Origin of the sequence: Robiginitalea marina (genome assembly GCF_024006985.1) — a bacterium.
In the GTDB taxonomy this organism is placed as follows: domain Bacteria; phylum Bacteroidota; class Bacteroidia; order Flavobacteriales; family Flavobacteriaceae; genus Robiginitalea; species Robiginitalea marina.
Map to the genome: position 1 here is coordinate 128,375 of NZ_JAMXIB010000002.1, position 19,068 is coordinate 147,442.

A 19,068-nucleotide genomic window follows, 5' to 3' on the forward strand; every position below is an offset into this window, starting at 1 on the left:
ACTAAAGCCTCTTGTCCATTTGGCGCACCATTTTGTCCTTCCAGGCCGCGAAGGTCCCTTCCGCGATCTTCTGCCGGGCCTCCCGCACCAGTTGCAGGTAAAAGCCCAGGTTGTGCAGGGTGGCTATTTGTTTCCCAAGATACTCATTGGCGGCGAAAAGGTGCCGGAGGTAGGCCCTGGTGTATTCGCGGTCGACAAAGGTGCGGCCTTCGGGGTCCAGGGGCGAAAAATCGGCCTCCCACTTCTTGTTCTTGATGTTGATGGTGCCCTCGGAGGTAAACAGCATCCCGTTGCGGGCATTGCGGGTGGGCATGACGCAGTCGAACATGTCGACGCCCAGGGCGATGTTTTCCAGGATATTTGCGGGGGTGCCCACCCCCATGAGGTACCGTGGTTTGTCCTCCGGGAGGATGGCACAAACCGCCCCGGCCATGGCGTACATTTCTTCGGCGGGTTCCCCTACGGACAGGCCGCCGATCGCATTCCCGACGGCACCCTTTGAGGCGATGTACTCCGCGGAACGCTCCCGAAGGTCCTTGTAGGTAGACCCCTGGACGATCGGGAAAAACGATTGCCCGTACCCGTATTTCGGGGGGACTTTTTCCAGGTGTTCCAGGCAGCGGTCGAGCCATCGGTGGGTCATGTGCATGGAGCGCTCGGCGTATTTGTAATCGCAGGGGTACGGGGTGCACTCGTCAAAGGCCATAATGATATCGGCCCCGATGCTCCGCTGGAGTTCCATGACCCTTTCCGGGGTGAACACGTGGTATGACCCGTCTATATGGGATTTGAATTTGACCCCCTCCTCTTTGATCTTCCGGTTGGCCGAAAGGGAATAGACCTGGTACCCGCCGCTGTCGGTCAGGATGGCCCGGTCCCAGCCCATGAAGGCGTGCAGGCCGCCAGCCGCTTCCAGGATGTCCATACCCGGGCGCAGGTAAAGGTGGTAGGTATTCCCCAGGATGATATCGGGGTCCACCTCTTCGCGCAGTTCGCGCTGGTGGACCCCCTTTACAGAAGCCACCGTGCCCACGGGCATAAAAATGGGGGTATGCACGGGGCCGTGGGCGGTCTGGAACAGGCCGGCCCTGGCGGACGACCCGGGGTCTTTATGCTCGAGGGTAAAACTCATCCAATGCCTTTAGCGGGGCGGTGCCAAAGATACGCAACTCCGCCTCAATCCTCCCTAAAGAAAGATTAAAGTTGCCGTGCCGTACCCGTTGATAAAATGTAATAACATCGGTTGCGAAGCCCACAGAATGCCCTTACTTTTGGGCTGATTTTAAATTTGTGCAGATGGCGGAATTAAAGGATTTGGAAGCCCTGGTGAGCCAGGTGCGCCGCGACATCGTAAGGATGGTACACGCCGTGGACTCCGGCCACCCCGGGGGGTCGCTCGGGTGTACAGAATTCCTGGTGGCCCTGTTCAACCAGGTCATGGAGATGCGGGATACCTTCGATATGGATGGCATTGGGGAGGACCTCTTTTTCCTATCCAACGGGCATATCTCCCCGGTGTATTACAGCGTGCTGGCGCGAAGGGGGTTTTTCCCCCTGGAGGAGCTCCGGACCTTCCGCAAGATCAACTCCAGGCTGCAGGGACACCCGGCCACCCATGAGGGGCTGCCCGGGATCCGCATCGCCTCGGGATCCCTGGGGCAGGGCATGTCTGTAGCCCTGGGGGCGGCCCTTGCCAAAAAACTCAACGGCGACCCGCACCTGGTCTACAGCCTCCACGGCGACGGGGAGTTGCAGGAAGGGCAGATCTGGGAAGCCGCCATGTTTGCCGCCGGGCGCAAGGTCGATAACCTGATCGCCACCATTGACCGGAACGGGCAGCAAATCGACGGGCCCACCGAAACGGTCATGCCCCTGGGCGACGTCCGGGAAAAATTCGAAGCCTTCGGGTGGGACGTCCTTTCCCTGAAGGAAGGGAACGACCTGCAGGCCATCCTGCAGACCATGGAGGCCGCCAAAAAACGCACCGGGAAAGGAAAGCCGGTAGCCGTGATCATGGAAACCGTCATGGGCCATGGGGTGGACTATATGATGCACACCCACGCCTGGCACGGGAAGGCGCCCAATGACGAGCAACTGCAGCGGGCCCTGGCCCAGAACCCGGAAACCCTGGGCGATTATTAACGCGAAACAAAAGGAAGCATGAAAAAATACACGGATCAGGGGAAACAGGATACCCGCAGCGGTTTCGGGGCCGGGCTGGCCGAACTCGGACGGACCAACCCCAAAGTAGTGGCCCTGTGTGCCGACCTTGTGGGCTCCCTGAAAATGGACGAGTTCATTTCGGAAAACCCCGGGCGTTTTTTCCAGGTGGGGATCGCCGAAGCCAATATGATGGGCATTGCCGCAGGCCTTACCATCGGGGGGTACATCCCCTTTACGGGCACCTTTGCGAATTTTTCCACCGGCAGGGTGTACGACCAGATCCGCCAGTCCATCGCCTACTCTGAAAAAAACGTGAAGATCTGCGCCTCCCACGCCGGCATCACCCTGGGCGAAGACGGGGCCACCCACCAGATTCTCGAAGACATCGGCCTGATGAAGATGCTTCCCGGCATGGTGGTGATCAACCCCTGCGATTACAACCAGACCCGGGCGGCCACCCTGGCCATTGCCGTGCACCAGGGACCTGTGTACCTGCGGTTCGGCCGGCCAAAGGTGCCGAATTTCACCCCGAAGGACCAACCATTTGAAATCGGGAAAGCGCTGTTGTTGCAGGAAGGCTCCGACGTGACCATCGTGGCCACGGGGCACCTGGTGTGGGAAGCCCTGGTAGCCGCTGAGAACCTGGAAGCACGGGGGGTTTCCGCCGAAGTCATCAATATCCACACCATCAAGCCCCTCGACGAGGCAGCCCTACTGAAGTCCGTTGCCAAAACGGGTTGCGTGGTCACGGCCGAGGAGCACAACTACTGGGGCGGGCTCGGGGAAAGCGTCGCCCGGGTGCTCACCACCCACCTGCCCGCCCCCCAGGAATTCGTCGCCACCCGCGACACTTTCGGGGAAAGCGGCACCCCAGACCAGCTAATGGAAAAATACGGGTTGAACAATAAGGCTATAGAAAAGGCCGTTTTGAGGGTAATGGAAAAAAAGTCCTGATCCCGGGATACTCCCGGGGTAACCCTTAAAACGAAACCCTTTATGAAACTATTCCCATTGATGGCCCTGCTGTTGCTATGCAGCATGGCCAGCTACGCGCAAAGCGGCTCCGGATTCGGCGTAAAAGCCGGCTTGAACTTCAACTCCAACGGAGACCTCCGCCTCGACGAGGTCCCTGACCTCAGCTCAGACACCAAAACGGGATTCCACCTTGGGGTCTGGGGAAAATTCGGCGACCGGGTCTACCTGCGGCCCGAACTGATGTACACCAAGACCAAATCGGCCTATGACGGCGTGGATTTCGATATGCAGAAACTGGACCTCCCGGTGCTTGTGGGCCTGCGCATAATCGGGCCCCTGCACGCCTTTGCGGGCCCGGCCTTCCAGTATATCCTGGATACCGACCTGGAAGACATCAACCTGGGCGACGTGGAGAATGACTTTACCGTAGGGCTCCATATCGGGGCCGGCGTTAACCTCGGGAAGCTCGGGGTGGACCTGCGGTTTGAACGGGGGCTCAGCTCCAATGAGGCCGAACTCGTCGATTTGGGCAACCAGCGGCTCGACACCCGCCCAAGCCAATTTATCCTCAGCCTTTCGCTGAAACTTTAGGGTTGCTATGAAAACGAAAAAGAAAAGTCCCCGGCCGGGGACTTTTTTTTATGGGATTTCGGGAACTTATTTCGTATCCGGGTCGAGGTAATCGGGGATGCCGTTATTGTTCGAATCCGGGAACGTCAGGCTGCCATCGGGGTTGATGATGATTTCATCGCGCGTGGGGGTATCGTCCCCATCATCGTCGGGGTCCAGGAAATTTACCCGCAGTACCGTCCCCGGGACACTCCTCTCCCGGGCTTCATCAGTGTTGTCGTTGTACAGGTACCCGTCCCCATCCAGGTCTTCCATGATGGAGGGTATCCCGTCCCCATCGTGGTCGGCAGTTTTTACCGAAAAGAGCTCCAGGGCAAAAATGAGCGGGGCATAGGCCGGGATCGCCGAGGAAGGAGGGGCATTAAAAAATCCCAGGCCGGAGGGCATAAAAAGCATCCCCACCCCCCCATCGAGGGATGACACCGTGCCGTCGGGATTCGACGAAACGCCGCTGGCTTCCTTTAAAAAGCGCATCCCCTCGGTAAAACCGCGCGCCCCCTGCAGGGGGCCCTGGATCCTGGCCAGGTCGAACCACACGGGCTCTGTAAAAGAGCCATCAAAATCCCGGCCATTCAGCAGGCTACCCCGAAAAGTGGCCAGGGCAGAATCGGCCACGGTAGGCATGGCCTCCCCTCCCCCTTCGCGGGCGATGAGGTAATACAGGGTATGCACCTGGTCGGGCTGGTCCTTCAGGCCCATTTCCTCGTTGGTGACGGTAACCTGTACGCTTTGCACCTGGTCGATCAATGGAATTTTCTGGGCGTTTTCCCCGGCCAGGGTATCGAGCACAATCTTGTAGTCAAACCCGGCAGGGGGCATTTCAAAAGCCTCGTAATTGTAAAAATGGGTCTGGAGGAATTCCCTGATCTCGGCATCGTTTTCCTGGGCCACCTCGGCCAGTTCCCGGGGGGGGATGACCTCAATATCGAGTCCGTCATCCTCGCCGCAAGCCGCCAACAGCCCCATCAACAAGAACATCGCCCATAAATGCTTACCTGACATAGCCTCCGTTTTAGAAGGCGCAAGATACAATTTTCCCCTATTTTTGACCTGCCCTTAACAAAGAATTGGCCCATGCGCATTGACAAATACCTTTGGTGCACCCGGTATTTCAAGACCCGGAACCAGGCTACGGAAGCCTGCCGGAAAGGGATGGTCCGCATAGGGGGAATTGCGGTAAAACCTTCGCGGGAAGTCCTTCCGCACGACGAGGTGCAGGTGCGCAGAAACCAGGTAAACCTGCAGCTGAAGGTGGTGGGGATCCCGCCCCAACGGGTCGGGGCCAAATGGCTGGGGTTGTACAGGGAAGACACCACCCCCCGGGAGGAAATGGAGCGCTTTGAAAAAATGCAGGAAGCCAGGGAATACTACCGACAGAAGGGCACGGGAAGGCCCACTAAAAAAGACCGGCGGGAACTGGACGACTACCTCGATGGACCTGAATAAAACGTACTGGCAGCAGCGCTACCTGGAGGGCCGCACCGGATGGGACCTGGGGGCGGCCAGCCCGCCTATTCAGGCCTATATCGACCAGTTGGGGCGAACGGACCAGCGAATCCTCGTCCCCGGGGCGGGGCGGGGCTTCGAAGCGGAATACCTGTACCGGAAAGGGTTTGCCAACTTTACGGTACTCGATATTGCCCCGTTTCCCCTAAAGCAGCTGGCCGACCGCCTGCCGCCGGAGTTCCCCGCGGAGCGGCTGGTGGAAGGGGATTTTTTTGAATATTCCGGAGGCCCTTTTGACCTTATCCTGGAACACACCTTTTTTTGTGCCCTGCCCCTGCAGGACCGGACGCGTTACGCGGAAAAGATGGCGGAACTCCTGCGTCCCGGGGGCATCCTGGCCGGCCTGCTCTTCGACTTCCCCCTGACCCCTGACGGCCCGCCCTTCGGGGGTTCCCCGGAGGAATACAAAACGCTGTTTGCGCCGGCCTTTTCGATAAGGGTCCTGGAGCGGGCGAGAAATTCGATCCCCCCAAGGGCCGGAAGGGAACTCTTTTTTATCTTTGAGAAGAAATAACCCGTCCTATGGACCACAGAATTTTGTCGCACCAGCAAATCCTCCACAAAATCAACCGCATGGCCTACCAGATCTATGAGGCCAACGTGGAGGAAAAAGAAATCATCCTGGCCGGCATCGAAGGGGGCGGGCTGGAGCTGGCCAAAAAGATCAAAAGCGCTTTGGAGAAAATTTGTCCGGCCGAAGTCCGGCTGTGCCGGGTGAAAATGGACAAATCGGCCCCCCTGGAAAGCGGGGTAACCACCTCCATGGACCCCGGGGACTACCGGGGGCGCTCGGTAGTGCTCATCGACGACGTCCTGAAATCGGGCAGCACCCTGATCTACGGGGTGCGCCACTTTTTGGGCACCCCCCTGAAACAACTGAAAACCGCAGTGCTGGTCGACCGGAACTACAAACGCTTTCCGGTGAAGGCCGACTTCAAGGGCCTTTCCCTTTCCACTTCCCTGGAGGAAACCGTAAAGGTCGATTTCAGCGCCCGCAATTATGGGGTTTACCTAGACTAGCTTTTCCCGGATGGCCTTTACAAGTTCTCCTGGGGCCTTTCCGTCGCAAGGCAGTATGTGGGTGGCCCTGGCGTAGTACGGCACCCGGTCAAAAAGGTGCTTGCCTATGAATTCGGGCAGTTCTTCATCAGCCAAATGGGCAATCATTGGGCGCGAAGCGCGCTCATGGGCCAGGCGGCCCACCAGGGAGGGGATGGAATGCTGTAAATAAAAGGTATTCGGGGTGGCCCGGCATACCAGGTCCATATTCCCCGCATAGGCCGGCGTACCGCCACCCAGGGAAAGCACCCCCGGGGAATGGCTTTTGAGCAGGCCTTTAAGGAGTTCATGCTCCTTCTTCCGGAAAAAAACTTCCCCCCGGGTACGGAAAACCTCTGGGATAGACATCCCCAGTTCCTGCTCGATGTAGGCATCGAGGTCCGCAAAAGGCAGGCCAAGGCTTTGGGCGAGCTCCTGCCCCACCCTCGATTTACCGCTGCCCATATAGCCCAGCAAAACGATGAGCCCTGGATTTTCAAACGCTTCCACAGCCCAAAGATGACACTTTTTGCAGAAATCTGAAATTTCTAAACCCCGGCGCTTGATAAATAAAGAATAGACACTATATTTGCACCCGCCTACGCTACCCCCCCGGGAGGTAGTTCGGCGGGCCAGCCCGCCGGGAGGCATTTATTTTTTTGACCTGGTAGCTCAGTTGGTAGAGCATCTCCCTTTTAAGGAGAGGGTCCTGGGTTCGAGCCCCAGCCAGGTCACGATCAAGCGCAAAACCCGCCTCATTTGAGGCGGGTTCTTTCGTTTCAGAGCAGCGCCAAGCCCGCTTGAGCGATGCGGGTGGAACGAAAGAACCGCGCAGTTGAAAACTGCGCTGGTTTTGCATTTGCAGCATGGGACGGCTGGGTCAGGCGAGCGCAGCGAGCCAACCCCAGCCAGAGACTCCCCTAACCGGGTTTTTCCCTTGCCAGCCCACGCACCGCCTGGCTCCTCGCTGCGAAAGGTCCACCGGGCCTTTCACTACCGCTCGGCCCGGGTCAGGCGAGCGCAGCGAGCCAACCCCAGCCAGAAACTGCCCTTCGCAGGTTTTGCCATAATGGTTAGCGGGGTACAGCCATGCCAACGCACCAGCTGGCCCCTCGCTGCAAAAGGGGTACGGCCCGGACCAGAGATATCCCTGCATCTCCATTGCAGGGCCACGGGGGATCTTTGTTTATCATGAAAGAAGCGGTCCACCTTTCTACCTTCCTCTATAAAGGCAGGGAGCGCCTGCGGATTTCCTTCCGGTATTCCTACCGGCTCAAGGAACATGTAAAGGCTTTCCCCGGGGCCAAATGGGACCCGAAACTCGGATTCTGGCGCCTGGACGACCCCGGGGCGGTGGCGGCGCTGACGGCCCACCTGCGCGACGGGGGCTTTGGGGTTTCTACCCAACCTGGCCCAGGGCCCGGGATGCAAAAACCCCTGCGTTCCGTGCCCCACCCGATGGCCCTCCGGTTCCGGGACTATCTCATCGCGCGGCGGTACGGCCAAAGCACGGTCGGGGTTTATGGCGCCTTCATAGAGCAATTCCTCGATTTTCTGGGAGATACCCCTCCGGAAGCGGCCACGAATGCGGAGGCGGAAGCCTTCCTGGAGTACCTGGTGCTTAAACGCCGTATTGCCATCAGCACCCACCGACAGGCCATAGGTGCCCTAAAGCAATTGGCTGCTTTCCTACCGGATAGCCCGCTGAACCCCGAAGGGCTGGTCAGGCCCAGGCGGAGCCAAAAGCTACCCTCCGTTCTGGGGGAAGCCGAGGTGGTGCGTTTACTGCAGGTGACCCGCAACCTGAAACACCGCGCCATCCTCGCCCTCATGTACAGCTGCGGGCTTCGGATCGGGGAATTGTTAAACCTGGAATGGCGTCATATTGACCTGGAGCGCCGCCAGGTCTGGGTGCGCAGCGGAAAAGGTCGAAAAGACCGGCAAGTGGTCCTGGCTGACCGCATCCTCCCCCTGCTTGAAAACTACAAGGCCACCTACCAGCCCGTACGGTTCTTTACCGAGGGTGCTCCCGGAAACCGCTACAGCCCTTCCAGCATAAGGGCCTTCCTAAGGCGCAGCGCCAAACGGGCGGGTATCCTGAAGCACGTTACCCCGCATACCCTACGGCATTCCTATGCCACCCATTTGTTGGAAAAGGGTGTGGACATCCGCTATATACAGGAACTCCTGGGCCATGCCAAACCGGAGACCACCATGATCTATACCCATGTGAGCCGAAGGGATCTTTTGAACATCAGAAGTCCATTGGATTTAATCCATGAACCTCCTGAAGCACCTGGTCGCTCTTCATCTACTATGCGCTTATCCGGAGAAGGTTTAGGGGATAAGCGTTATATTTAAGAACATAAAACAAGTTGGCGTTCATTAGCTAAAACAAAACACAATTAAAATGAAATATCACAGAAATCTCTCGCTGGTACTATTCATGGTCATTGGTCTTATTTCCTGCGACCCTTCAAAAGAAAAGATAGAATATGGCGAAGCTACCCAAGAGTTAATTTCTCTATTGGAAAGTGATCAGAATCTAAAATCAATGCTTGAGTCATCAATACAGAGAGCCAGAGAAATTAATTCCAATAAAGATACTAACCCTGTCCAAACGCTTGAGGAGTATTATGATTTTATTACCTGGGCAGAAACAACCATGCCTTGGGCAATCGTTAAAAAGGAAGAGTATCCAGAAATTTTTGATAATATTTTTCAAGGCTTTTGCACATTTTATTTTCTGATAGATCAGCCCTTGCCAGAATTAGAAAACAAAGGTCTGGTCAATAATTCGCTACAGTATTATGAACCGTTTGCCAACTGGCTGATCAGCTTCAATAAATCATGGGGCTCCTACCTCGATACTGAAGATTCCTGGAATGAAGAATATTATCAAATGGCATTAAATGATAGCACTTTCGGATTACAAAATGGCTGGTATGAAGACCCTTCAAACTGGAAGACATTCAACCAATTCTTTGCCCGGCATCTCAAATCTCCAGATATGAGACCTATTTCCAGCCCTGACGATAATTCGGTGGTGGCATCATTTGCAGATTCTCAACCGATGGGTGTATGGAGCATTGACGAAAACTCAAACCTTGAAGATCCGGATGGTGTGCCCGTCAAGTCGGCTACAATTAATTCAATCTCAAAACTTATTGGTGAGGACAGTGAATACAAAGACGCATTTGCCAATGGCACGTTCACGCATTCATTTTTAAATGTAAATGACTATCATAGATATCACTTTCCTGTTGGTGGCAAAATAAAAGAGGCAAGAATAATACAAGGTATAAACCCAACTGGTGGCCAGTTGTGGTGGGATAAGGAAAACAAAAGATATGCTTTTAACCCTGCTGCAAAAACAGGCTGGCAAGCTATTGAAACAAGAGGATGCGTAATTGTTGAAACTGAAGAATATGGCCTGGTTGCATTACTACCTATAGGCATGGGCGTTGTTGGTTCTGTGAATTTTGAAGAAAACGTTACCGAAGGAACGGAAGTTGATAAAGGTGATAAGCTCGGTCATTTTGCATTTGGTGGTTCAGATTTCATTATGATTTTTCAGGATGGTGTTACATTCACTTTAGACGCACCAATGCAGGAGGATGGCGAATCATATCAGCATATATTAATGGGAGAACGTTTAGGTCTATTGTTAAAAGAGGAATAACGAAACGCCAACAACAGCTATACGCAATGCCCTACGGGCCACTGCGCATAGCCGGAACCGTTGTGCTTCATTCCCGATCCCGATAGCTATCGGGATCGGGACCAACCAATTACCAATGATAAAATTCTTTAGAAAAATTCGATATGACCTTATGGAGAAAAATAAAACTGGAACGTATTTGAAATATGCTATTGGTGAAATTATCCTTGTAGTAATTGGAATTTTAATCGCATTGCAGATTAATAACTGGAATGAAAACAGGAATACGCATAACCTCTCAAAAATCTATTTAAATAACATTAAAAAGGACTTAATTACTGACACTATTACTTTTCAATCTGGAATTAAAAGATTTGAAAACTCATTAGTACTTCAAGGAGATTTATTTAATCCTGTCAAAGTGAATATACTACCTGTAGATTCACTTTTTAGCGCCATTAATACAGCATTTCATTCCGCAAGGATTTATAAAATAAATAATTCAACGTATTTAAAACTAACAAATAGTGGTTTTGTAGAAAGTAAATTTTTCAATGAAATATTTATTGATATTAATAACTACTATACAAAAGAGTACAACACCTGGTTAGAATATTTAGAATGGGATAAAGAGAATGGAACAACTATATACCAGCCTGAATCTTTTATCAGATTGTATGACATAATTGATTTTCCTGACTTTGAAAAACAACTAAAATCCGAATTCCAAACAAGCATAGAAAAGGAATATAAAGTAGCATTTAGAGAATATATAAAGTCGCCTAATTTTAGAAACTATGCTTGGAAAAGCCATAAAGAAATGAAGGCTTTGTTGGAAAAAATGAAATATCAAAAAAGCGTTACATCTGAATTGATTGAAAAAATTAATAATGAATTAAAAAAATAACGAAAGCACACCAATGGCTATAAGTAATTGCTAATTCTCGCTTACTTCTTAATGCCGATGGCTATCGGGACTCGCGGATTTTGCTACGCCAGTTCGCACTGCGTGCTCGTGTCAGTTTGGTGCATACGTGCTAAGTTAAGTGCTAAACCACGCAACTACTCATGGCCGAAACGTTAAGTGCTATTGGTTTTTTTACCAATTTTTGGTATATTTATACTAAATGCATTCTAATGAGTAAAAACACTTCCATTTCCCTGGGCAACTACTTCGACGATTTTGTACATCAACGCATCTCAGAAGGCAGGTATAAAAATGTAAGCGAGGTTATTCGAGCAGGCCTTCGACTTCTCGAGGAAGAAGAGTCAAAGGTAACCGCGCTCAAAAATGCAATAGATGAGGGTATCAATAGCGGTATGGCAAAGGATTTTGATCCAAAAAAACACTTGGATTCGCTAAAGTCCAAAAGACGGCTAAATGGGTAATTATTACCTAACCAACAGGGCCGTTGAAGACTTGTCCGAAATCTGGAACTACACCATTGACGAATGGTCCGAAGGTCAAGCAGATAAGTATTATCAGGGTCTTATCGATTGTTTTCATGATCTGGCTGAAAATCCTGCAATAGGAAAAGACTATGAGGGTATTGCAAAGGGCCTACTCGGATTCCATGTGAGCAGGCATCTGGTCTTCTATCGCAGAATTAATCCAGGATTAATAGAAATCACTAGGATCCTTCACGGAAGAATGGATCTGAAAGTAAGATTCTGGGAAGTATAAACAGCAACTAACATGGGGTATGCCCCCATTCCGGCAACCTTCCCAACTCAAACTATTTTCCTAACTTGATCTCCGATTAACAACTGGAAACACCCGTCGCCAGGCTTTTTTTTTGCACGCCATCCTTTAGGCACCATTCTGAAATTGCTTAAGTCCTCATCGAGGAGACGCCAGGCACTCTAAGGATCCCGACGCCGCCCGTGGTGCAAAACAAGCCCTCGGAACGGTACATGCCCAGGACCATTGTGCTTCATTATGACAAACTCAATTGAGAAATAATAAACGGGAAAGCCGAAAACTGACCAGAGTAGTGTAACCTCCCCTAAAAATCGGACCACTGAGTGCTGGACAAAAAACGTTAATTTTTAAAAATCAAAAAACTGACAATGAAGACCAGGATTGACTCCTTGCTTACTGACATAAGAGCCTCGCGTCATAAGATCGTTGAGTTGGTGGCCGGGGTATCAGCCGGGCAGGGAAGCTTGCGGGTGGAACCCGACAGATGGAATATACAGGAAGTAATTGAGCATCTGGTTTTGGCGGAAAGGGGCGGTTTCGACCTGATTTTCACGGCGGCAGAACGTTATCGCACGGGCAACCCGGTATGGTCGGGGCCATCTGAGAACGAAGGATTAACGATAGAAGCGATCGTGAAGAAAACCTGGAAACCAAAAGAGCAAGCCCCGGAATCAGCGACACCCACGGGAAAATGGACCCTGGGGGTTTGGTTGTCGCATTTTATGAATTGCGATGATTTACTGCACCATTTGAGGGCACCCCTTGAAAACCTCCCTTTGGATGAGGTTATTTACCCCCATTTTCTATGCGGACCCTTAAATGCACATCAAAGGCTTGAATTCATAAGGTTTCACATAGACCGACATTATGCCCAAATTGCGGAAATCAAAAAAGAGTTGGTCAAATAAAACCAAGCGATACGCCTTATTCCACTTCTGCGAATCGGACCCCTGGGGCATATTGAAGAATCACTTTTCGAAACAGGACCATTGCCTCACCCCAGGTTTTTCTGTTGCATAGCCTAAAACGGCACTTAAAGGAGCCAATAATCAACAGGCCTCCTTGCAGGCATACCTGCTTCCCCCGATATTATCTACCTTTAATCGGCATCAAACCAACCCGGGAAACTGCCCCGTCCTGCAGGGTTCCGCTAACAAACCATCTCCGGCGAAACCTTCCGCTGAAAGCGCCCTGGGGGCATAGCCAAAAACGCTGGCAGTCATTTAAAAAAAACGAAATGAAATTTGAGATAAATTCCCAACCGAATTGGTTAACAAAAGAAGTTGTTTTCAAACGTTAAAGCCACAAATTTATGCTCACAGAGATCCATCCTAAATTGCCTATGCGCAACAAACACGTGACGCGCGAATTTTACGCAACCCGGTTAGGGTTTGAAGAATTTGGGAGTGCTGACTTTGAAGGCTATTTGATGATGCAGAAAGACCAAATTCAAATTCATTTCTTTGAATTTAAAACCCTTGACCCGCATGAAAATTATGGTCAGGTTTATATTCGCACCGATAATATCGAAGCGTTTTATAAATTCCTGTTGGATAAAAGGACACCCATTCATCCGAATGGGCCCTTGGAAATCAAACCCTGGGGCCAGAAGGAATTTTCAGTGCTTGACCCGGACCATAACCTTTTGACCTTTGGCCAGAGTTTGAAATAATATTAAAACCACTTGCCCAGGCGGTGATTGGCTGTGGGCTACCTGAAGGGGGGGGCTCGCCGCCAAAACCGGGCGCCTACTCACCCAGACGGGGTCTTTTCCGGCGCCTCCCGTGGCGCGAAACCAGCTGGCCAAAGGTGGCGTGCCCAGGGCCTTTGGCGGCTATTGCGAAACATATCGCCTAAACAATGACTGAAACCGAATTAAAACCATTTTGGGATAAATTCTTCAAATTCGATTGGAAATTTGGGTTTTTTTTAATTGCCTTGATATGTATTCCAAGATTTATTTTGGTTCTGCAAGCAAATCAAACTGGGAACTATGGACCTATTGGTGCAATTATGTTCGTTTCTGCGTTTGTCCCTTTCATCTTTTTAAACAAATATGGACGAAAGAGGATTGGAATTAAGAAGCCTAAGAGTATTGCGGGTTTAGTTTTGTCATTAATCCCTGGGATCGCATTCAGCCTTTTTCTTTTCTTCATAGGAAAAGAACTGTATGGAGGTTCTTACCAGAATTGGTATGAATACATTGGAAATTCTTACAATATCCCTGAAGGGATAGCCGGAAATAACAAACTCATTTTGTTCTCGATTATGGCTACAACAGGGATGATTTTCAGCCCGATTGGAGAAGAATTATTTTTTAGAGGTATCGTCCACGGTAGTTTTGCGAAATCAATTGGAGAAAGAAAAGCTTCCAATGTAGATAGCCTTGCTTTTGCCTTGACGCATATTGCCCATTTCGGATTGGTTTTCGCTAATGGTGTTTGGAATTTTTATCTTATCCCTGCAATGATTTGGGTATTAAGTATGTTCCTTGTGAGCATTATTTTCTTTAGAGCAAAAAAGCTAACTGGTTCATTACTGGGAGCAATTTTTTGTCACGCAGGATTTAACTTGGGAATGATTTATTCTATATTTTATCTACTTTAAAAGGATAAAACCGCAGCCGCTAAGAATGTATAACCGCAATTACGGTGGATTTGACTATACTTCTGCTGGGCTCAGGGCAGGCATAAACGGGTACACTCTGAACCGCGGGCGGCAATGCTTATCCGAAAAACAGTAACTTAAAAACCGTAACTGAAGGCAATACAGGAATGTTAGCATTCATACTGAAAGGCATTGGATCTTATAATTTGAAGAAAGCAGTCATATGAAACAACAAAGAAAGAGTTGGGTGTTTTTTGTTTGTATTGGAGTTGGCATTTTTATATTCCTAATGATTAAGGACTATCTCTGGCCAGGTTTATTTGACTAAACGTTTGCTTGAAATAAAGTGGTCATGATTGGGGCTTATCGTTCATAAAATGGAATTGCAGAGTCCTTTCAAATACCGCATTACCGATTAAAAACAAATACCTGATATCTTTGCCTTCATCGGAAATCAGAAGTCCGGAACTCGGGATTACCAAAACGGCTATAGTTCATTCCGGCCAGGGTCTGGTTTACTTTGTATTTTAGCGTATAACAAGACGGAGGGCTCGGATGTCCGGGCGCCCCTCCTGTCGGCGGGCACGCAAACCAGAGCCCAGACCGCTGCGCTATGAAATGGTCCATTTCGAAACCAAGATCGCTTTTATTCATCACCCTTTTCCCATTTTGGATAAATGGGTTTGGACTGGAGGAGGGAAACACGCAATCCGCAAGCCCACCGGCAGATTCCATAACCTTTTGTTCAAAAACAGATTTCACCGAAAATGGTATCCCAACCAACGAGGAATTGACTTTGAAAAATACCTCGAGGCATTAGGAGTTCCGGATAAAGGATTGAGGGGAGGTCCAGGGGGGATTCTCTCAGGATTTGGCTGTGAAGATTTCTCCCTTGCGTATTGCAAAAATGAAATCTGGGCCGGACATTGCTTCCTCTCTGAGGCCTATTTAAGAGAAAGGGGAGTCAACATCTTCGGGCTTGAAGTCGGAGACTCTCGGGAAAAAGTGGAAAAAACCTTCCTTATAGACACCAAAAAAAGAAAAAAAATAAGGGTTTGGGGAAATTCAGATGCCATTTTAAACATTCATTTTGATTTAAATGACAGGGTTGTCGGAATGAGATTTTTTCAGGACGTCACCTTATACCGCCAGTGCCTAACAATGCCTAAACCCATCGGCCGGCCCTTTTCTACAAATTAATTCCTACATTTCATTAAAATAAATAACCCCTGAGAAACTACTGAGCCCGGGCGTGGTTCGCTGTGAACCATTTCCGGCGAAACCTCCCGCTGCAAAGGCCCCGATGTCGTACCAGGGGCCATTTGAACCAATTTTAACAGAAAAGACAATACGATGACAAAATTCTCTAGAGCAACAATGATTTCAATATCCTTAGTGATCATAACAGGATGTAAACCTGGAAATTCCGAATACGATAAAATGGTCGAATTTGGTCAAAACTATACCGATGCCTGGAACAGTAAACAACCGGAGAAAATGGCGTCATTTTATGCGGAGGACGGAATGCTGGCTGTAAATAATGGAAAACCAGCTGTTGGAAGAAAACAGATAGCAGAAACTGCCAGGTCCTATATGGAGGCCTTTCCTGATATGGAATTGTCTATGGACAGTTTAAACGTCGGGGAGAAGACTTACCGGTATTACTGGACTTTTAAAGGCACCAATACCGGCCCTGGAGGAACAGGAAACAAAGTAGATTTTAGCGGATTTGAGGAATGGACGATGAACGATCAGGGACTTGTCCAAAAGTCAATCGGAACGTATGACGCCGGGGAATATCAAAGGCAACTTGAAGGGTTCTGAATTGGCTGAACCTACTTTTTTGGGGGCCTATGATAACGGATGCGGGCGACCCGTACTTCGTACCGGCCAATAGCCCCTTTTGCTGATAGTTTCGGGACTGTAAGATTCTTTCCATTAACCCCCGTGGCCTTTAAGGATGCCTCAATTATGCCCAATATAACGTCTTTGCAGGGTAGAAACCCCCTCCTACCCCTCCGATTAACCCGTATTCCCAGGAGAAGCGAATTGAACATGAAAGGCAATTTTAAGACCGGGAGCAAAAAAAAATTCCCGGCGAAGAGGAATCTTGAGGATGAGAAAACGCTACGTAACCAAAAAAGGAAAATTCAAATGGCCTATAGGATCGGGGTTATGTCCTGTTTCGGATGCCCAACCGCTTAAAGAAATTTCCTAAATTGGACTGCAATACACCCGGAAAACAATGCCTACCCATAATTTCCATGGTTGACAGGGAACTTGAAGAATAACACTTATCCATAGAGCATGAAACAGACCATAATCATTTTACTGCCTGTACTCCTGGTATTGGTTTTTGGCTGTAAAGAAGGCAATCAAAAAAATAAGGCGATGCAGGAAACAGCCAGTACCTGGGAAATCGATTTTTTCGATGATTTTGACGCGTTTAACCCGGAGAACTGGCAGGACCAGCGTATTTGGGTGAACAATGAGAACCATTGCTATGTGCCCGATGGGGAATTCGGGACCCGTGAAGTCAGCGACGGCACCCTGAAGATCAAAGTGGTCAACATTGGGGAAAAGCGTCCCTGCGACAATTTTGACAAACACGGCAACCAGCACCCCGACACCGAATATGTGGCCGGCCGTATCTGTTCGAAAAACCGAAAGGAATTCATCAAGGGCAGGTGGACAGCCCGCCTCAGGTTGTCCGGCAATGGAGAGGCGAGCATGTTCCCGGCCTGGTGGTTGCTCGGCGCACAAAATAACGAGCCCCCGGTGCAGGAAGCCGACGAGAATATCTGCTGGCCTATGACCGGTTCGGGGGAAATCGATATTTTCGAACATCATGGGGACCACATGAAAGATGCCTTTACCACCGGGGCCATCGTCAGTTTAGGGGAGTGTGACAAGGGCGACTGGGAAAGCAAAAGGAGGAATTTTCCGGCAACACTGAATGAATTCCACGAATACTCCGTGGAATGGGAAGGCAGCGACCTGGTCTATCGCCTGGATGGAGAGGAGGTCTACCGCAATGAAGGGGAAGGCGATAAGTATCCCGAGCCTATGTTTGCGATTTTAAACTACGCCAAAATCACTGACTCCCCCATGGAGGGGGAATGGGTTATGGAAGTAGACTGGGTAAAACATGAATTCAGAAAGTGACCGGCTGTTCTGTACAGTAACCCCTACAAAACCTTTGTAGAAAACCGGAATCAGGACATGCCTTAAAAGTGCTGATTTAAAGCCCAAACATGAGGTTTTAAGACCGCCTCCGGTTTTGGCGGAAGCCGCCCCCGGGGCCTCCCGCCCAAAAATTGGAACAGCTAAACCAAACGGGAAAGCCGAACCCCGAAGACAGCCGGCATAACCAATTCATATTATGAAAAAAACACAGAACCAACTGCCCTTATTGCTGCTGGCTATCGCCATGCCTTTGGTCATCCAAAGCTGCCGGCAGCAGCAGGGGGAAGAATCCCGGGAAATTGAAAAAGAGGTGGTCGTTGCCCCGGAAAAACCGGAATACTTCCTGCTGCGGCCTGAAGTGGAAAAGGCCTACGGGTATTCGCACGCTGTTAAAATCGGGAACAGCATTAAAATTTCCGGGGCGGTAAGTATGGACGATGCAGGAAACCCGACTGCGATCGGCGATTTGGAACAGCAAATGAAAAACTGCTACGCCGACCTGGAAAAGATCCTTACCCACTATGGGTGCACTTTTGACGATGTGGTGGTGGAAAATATTTTTACCACCCATATGCCCCTGTTCCTTGAAAAATCGGTGTATCGAAATGAAATTTACACCAAACACTTCCCCACGGGTTCCTGGATCGGGGTAAAGGAACTGGCCCTGCCGGAATTGATGATCGAAATAGAACTGGAAGTGCATAAAGCGGAATAATGGACCAAAAGCACCCCCTGATATGAACCGGATATGAGTATCTTTAGGGTGTCCTCCGGAAAGGATTGGCCGGGTACCCCATGGGTCGGCCCGCAATTCCCCCTGAAGGATCGCAACCAATTCGTCAGGCAGCCAAAATGATTGCAACCCTTTCCAAACACCCCCTGCTGAAAAAGCTCTGGTCAGCGGTTACTGACCTGGTCCCGATTGCGCTGGTAGTGGTCTTTTTCCAAACCCTGGTTATCCGGCAACCCTTCCCGGAAGCCGGCGAAATCGCCGTGGGAACCCTGTTTGTGGTACTGGGGTTGTTCCTTTTTATAGAAGGCCTGGAAATGAGCCTTTTCCCCATAGGGGATGCCATGGCATACGCCCTTACCAAAAAAGGAAGCCTGTTCTGGCTGTTGCTGTTTTCCTTCCTGCTGGGCTTCTCCACCACGGTGGCCGAACCCGCCCTTATCGCAATTGCGAAACAGGCCGGGACCATTGCCGCAGACGCCGGGCTGCTCGACCCGAACCCGGAGGTGGTTGAACGGTATTCCCTGGGGCTGCGCCTGTCGGTGGCCGCGTCGGTGGGGTTCGCCATCCTGATCGGGGTCATCCGGATCCTCAAGGGCTGGCCGATTTATTACCTGATCATAGGGGGGTACATCCTGGTAATGATCATTACCACCATCGCCCCGGAGGAAATCATCGGCCTGGCCTATGACGCCGGGGGGGTTACTACTTCCACGATCACGGTTCCCCTGGTTACGGCCCTGGGGGTGGGGCTGTCTACCAGTATCAAGGGGCGGAGTCCCCTGACCGACGGCTTTGGCCTGGTGGCTTTTGCCTCCCTGCTGCCAATGATGTTTGTGATGATTTACGGATTATTCTGGTTCTAAACGC

The 19,068-nt window shown here is 50.6% G+C and carries 22 protein-coding genes and 1 tRNA gene; 20 read left to right on the top strand and 3 right to left on the bottom strand.

Going from position 1 to position 19,068, the window contains the following annotated elements:
* Position 1: 1 nt before the first annotated feature.
* Positions 2–1,132: a tRNA guanosine(34) transglycosylase Tgt gene (gene tgt / locus NG653_RS03340; protein WP_252740251.1), complete on the bottom strand. Its 1,131-nt coding sequence runs from the start codon at positions 1,130–1,132 to the stop codon at positions 2–4.
* Positions 1,133–1,296: 164 nt separating this feature from the next.
* Between tgt and NG653_RS03345 the strand changes: the two genes are divergently transcribed.
* Genes NG653_RS03345 through NG653_RS03355 form a run of 3 tightly spaced genes read left to right on the top strand, consistent with a single transcriptional unit; the run spans position 1,297 to position 3,729 of the window.
* Complete coding sequence (locus NG653_RS03345) at positions 1,297–2,142, top strand: transketolase (protein WP_252740252.1); 846 nt, start codon at positions 1,297–1,299, stop codon at positions 2,140–2,142.
* A gap of 18 nt (positions 2,143–2,160) precedes the next feature.
* Complete coding sequence (locus NG653_RS03350; RefSeq protein ID WP_252740253.1) at positions 2,161–3,117, top strand: transketolase family protein; 957 nt, start codon at positions 2,161–2,163, stop codon at positions 3,115–3,117.
* A gap of 42 nt (positions 3,118–3,159) precedes the next feature.
* Positions 3,160–3,729 (top strand): outer membrane beta-barrel protein, encoded by a 570-nt coding sequence (locus NG653_RS03355; RefSeq protein WP_252740254.1) that lies wholly within the window; start codon positions 3,160–3,162, stop codon positions 3,727–3,729.
* A gap of 66 nt (positions 3,730–3,795) precedes the next feature.
* On the opposite strand, the gene NG653_RS03360 is transcribed toward NG653_RS03355, so the two are convergent.
* On the bottom strand, positions 3,796–4,770 hold the full coding sequence (locus NG653_RS03360) for an FKBP-type peptidyl-prolyl cis-trans isomerase (RefSeq protein WP_252740255.1): 975 nt from the start codon (positions 4,768–4,770) through the stop codon (positions 3,796–3,798).
* 72 nt (positions 4,771–4,842) lie between these two features.
* Here NG653_RS03360 and NG653_RS03365 point away from each other — a divergent pair, with 72 nt between their 5' ends.
* The 3 genes from NG653_RS03365 to NG653_RS03375 are packed head-to-tail and all read left to right on the top strand — an operon-like array spanning position 4,843 to position 6,294.
* Complete coding sequence (locus tag NG653_RS03365) at positions 4,843–5,214, top strand: RNA-binding S4 domain-containing protein (RefSeq protein WP_252740256.1); 372 nt, start codon at positions 4,843–4,845, stop codon at positions 5,212–5,214.
* Positions 5,201–5,788 (top strand): methyltransferase, encoded by a 588-nt coding sequence (locus NG653_RS03370; RefSeq protein ID WP_252740257.1) that lies wholly within the window; start codon positions 5,201–5,203, stop codon positions 5,786–5,788. The genes NG653_RS03365 and NG653_RS03370 overlap by 14 nt, the downstream gene beginning before the upstream one ends.
* Positions 5,789–5,796: 8 nt before the next feature.
* Positions 5,797–6,294, top strand: a complete 498-nt coding sequence (locus tag NG653_RS03375; RefSeq protein ID WP_252740258.1) for a phosphoribosyltransferase family protein — start codon at positions 5,797–5,799, stop codon at positions 6,292–6,294.
* On the opposite strand, the gene NG653_RS03380 is transcribed toward NG653_RS03375, so the two are convergent.
* Positions 6,286–6,822, bottom strand: a complete 537-nt coding sequence (locus NG653_RS03380) for a shikimate kinase (RefSeq protein WP_252740259.1) — start codon at positions 6,820–6,822, stop codon at positions 6,286–6,288. The genes NG653_RS03375 and NG653_RS03380 overlap by 9 nt on opposite strands.
* Positions 6,823–6,973: 151 nt before the next feature.
* Between NG653_RS03380 and NG653_RS03385 the strand changes: the two genes are divergently transcribed.
* The 14 genes from NG653_RS03385 to NG653_RS03450 all read left to right on the top strand — a co-directional run bounded on the left by NG653_RS03385 (position 6,974) and on the right by NG653_RS03450 (position 19,064).
* Positions 6,974–7,046: transfer RNA gene (locus NG653_RS03385), tRNA-Lys, on the top strand.
* Positions 7,047–7,503: 457 nt separating this feature from the next.
* Positions 7,504–8,673, top strand: a complete 1,170-nt coding sequence (locus NG653_RS03390) for a tyrosine-type recombinase/integrase (RefSeq protein ID WP_252740260.1) — start codon at positions 7,504–7,506, stop codon at positions 8,671–8,673.
* A 49-nt stretch (positions 8,674–8,722) separates the two neighbouring features.
* Positions 8,723–9,994 carry a phosphatidylserine decarboxylase gene (locus NG653_RS03395; protein ID WP_252740261.1) on the top strand — a complete coding sequence of 424 codons (1,272 nt, stop codon included), beginning with the start codon at positions 8,723–8,725 and terminating at the stop codon, positions 9,992–9,994.
* A 151-nt stretch (positions 9,995–10,145) separates the two neighbouring features.
* Positions 10,146–10,880, top strand: coding sequence for a DUF6090 family protein (locus NG653_RS03400; RefSeq protein ID WP_252740262.1), 735 nt, complete (start codon positions 10,146–10,148; stop codon positions 10,878–10,880).
* Positions 10,881–11,110: 230 nt separating this feature from the next.
* Positions 11,111–11,362 (top strand): type II toxin-antitoxin system ParD family antitoxin, encoded by a 252-nt coding sequence (locus NG653_RS03405; protein WP_252740517.1) that lies wholly within the window; start codon positions 11,111–11,113, stop codon positions 11,360–11,362.
* Positions 11,355–11,657, top strand: coding sequence for a type II toxin-antitoxin system RelE/ParE family toxin (locus NG653_RS03410; protein WP_252740263.1), 303 nt, complete (start codon positions 11,355–11,357; stop codon positions 11,655–11,657). Before NG653_RS03405 ends, NG653_RS03410 begins: the two co-directional genes overlap by 8 nt.
* Positions 11,658–12,043: 386 nt before the next feature.
* Positions 12,044–12,583 carry a DinB family protein gene (locus tag NG653_RS03415; RefSeq protein WP_252740264.1) on the top strand — a complete coding sequence of 180 codons (540 nt, stop codon included), beginning with the start codon at positions 12,044–12,046 and terminating at the stop codon, positions 12,581–12,583.
* 404 nt (positions 12,584–12,987) lie between these two features.
* Positions 12,988–13,347 (top strand): bleomycin resistance protein, encoded by a 360-nt coding sequence (locus NG653_RS03420; protein WP_252740265.1) that lies wholly within the window; start codon positions 12,988–12,990, stop codon positions 13,345–13,347.
* Between the two features lie 188 nt (positions 13,348–13,535).
* Positions 13,536–14,282 carry a CPBP family intramembrane glutamic endopeptidase gene (locus NG653_RS03425; RefSeq protein ID WP_252740266.1) on the top strand — a complete coding sequence of 249 codons (747 nt, stop codon included), beginning with the start codon at positions 13,536–13,538 and terminating at the stop codon, positions 14,280–14,282.
* 618 nt (positions 14,283–14,900) lie between these two features.
* Positions 14,901–15,482, top strand: a complete 582-nt coding sequence (locus NG653_RS03430) for a hypothetical protein (protein ID WP_252740267.1) — start codon at positions 14,901–14,903, stop codon at positions 15,480–15,482.
* Between the two features lie 153 nt (positions 15,483–15,635).
* Positions 15,636–16,106, top strand: coding sequence for a YybH family protein (locus NG653_RS03435; RefSeq protein WP_252740268.1), 471 nt, complete (start codon positions 15,636–15,638; stop codon positions 16,104–16,106).
* A 483-nt stretch (positions 16,107–16,589) separates the two neighbouring features.
* Positions 16,590–17,447, top strand: coding sequence for a glycoside hydrolase family 16 protein (locus NG653_RS03440; RefSeq protein WP_252740269.1), 858 nt, complete (start codon positions 16,590–16,592; stop codon positions 17,445–17,447).
* A 217-nt stretch (positions 17,448–17,664) separates the two neighbouring features.
* Positions 17,665–18,183 (top strand): RidA family protein, encoded by a 519-nt coding sequence (locus NG653_RS03445; RefSeq protein ID WP_252740270.1) that lies wholly within the window; start codon positions 17,665–17,667, stop codon positions 18,181–18,183.
* A 137-nt stretch (positions 18,184–18,320) separates the two neighbouring features.
* Positions 18,321–19,064: a DUF1538 domain-containing protein gene (locus NG653_RS03450; RefSeq protein WP_252740271.1), complete on the top strand. Its 744-nt coding sequence runs from the start codon at positions 18,321–18,323 to the stop codon at positions 19,062–19,064.
* The last annotated feature ends 4 nt before the right edge of the window (positions 19,065–19,068 follow it).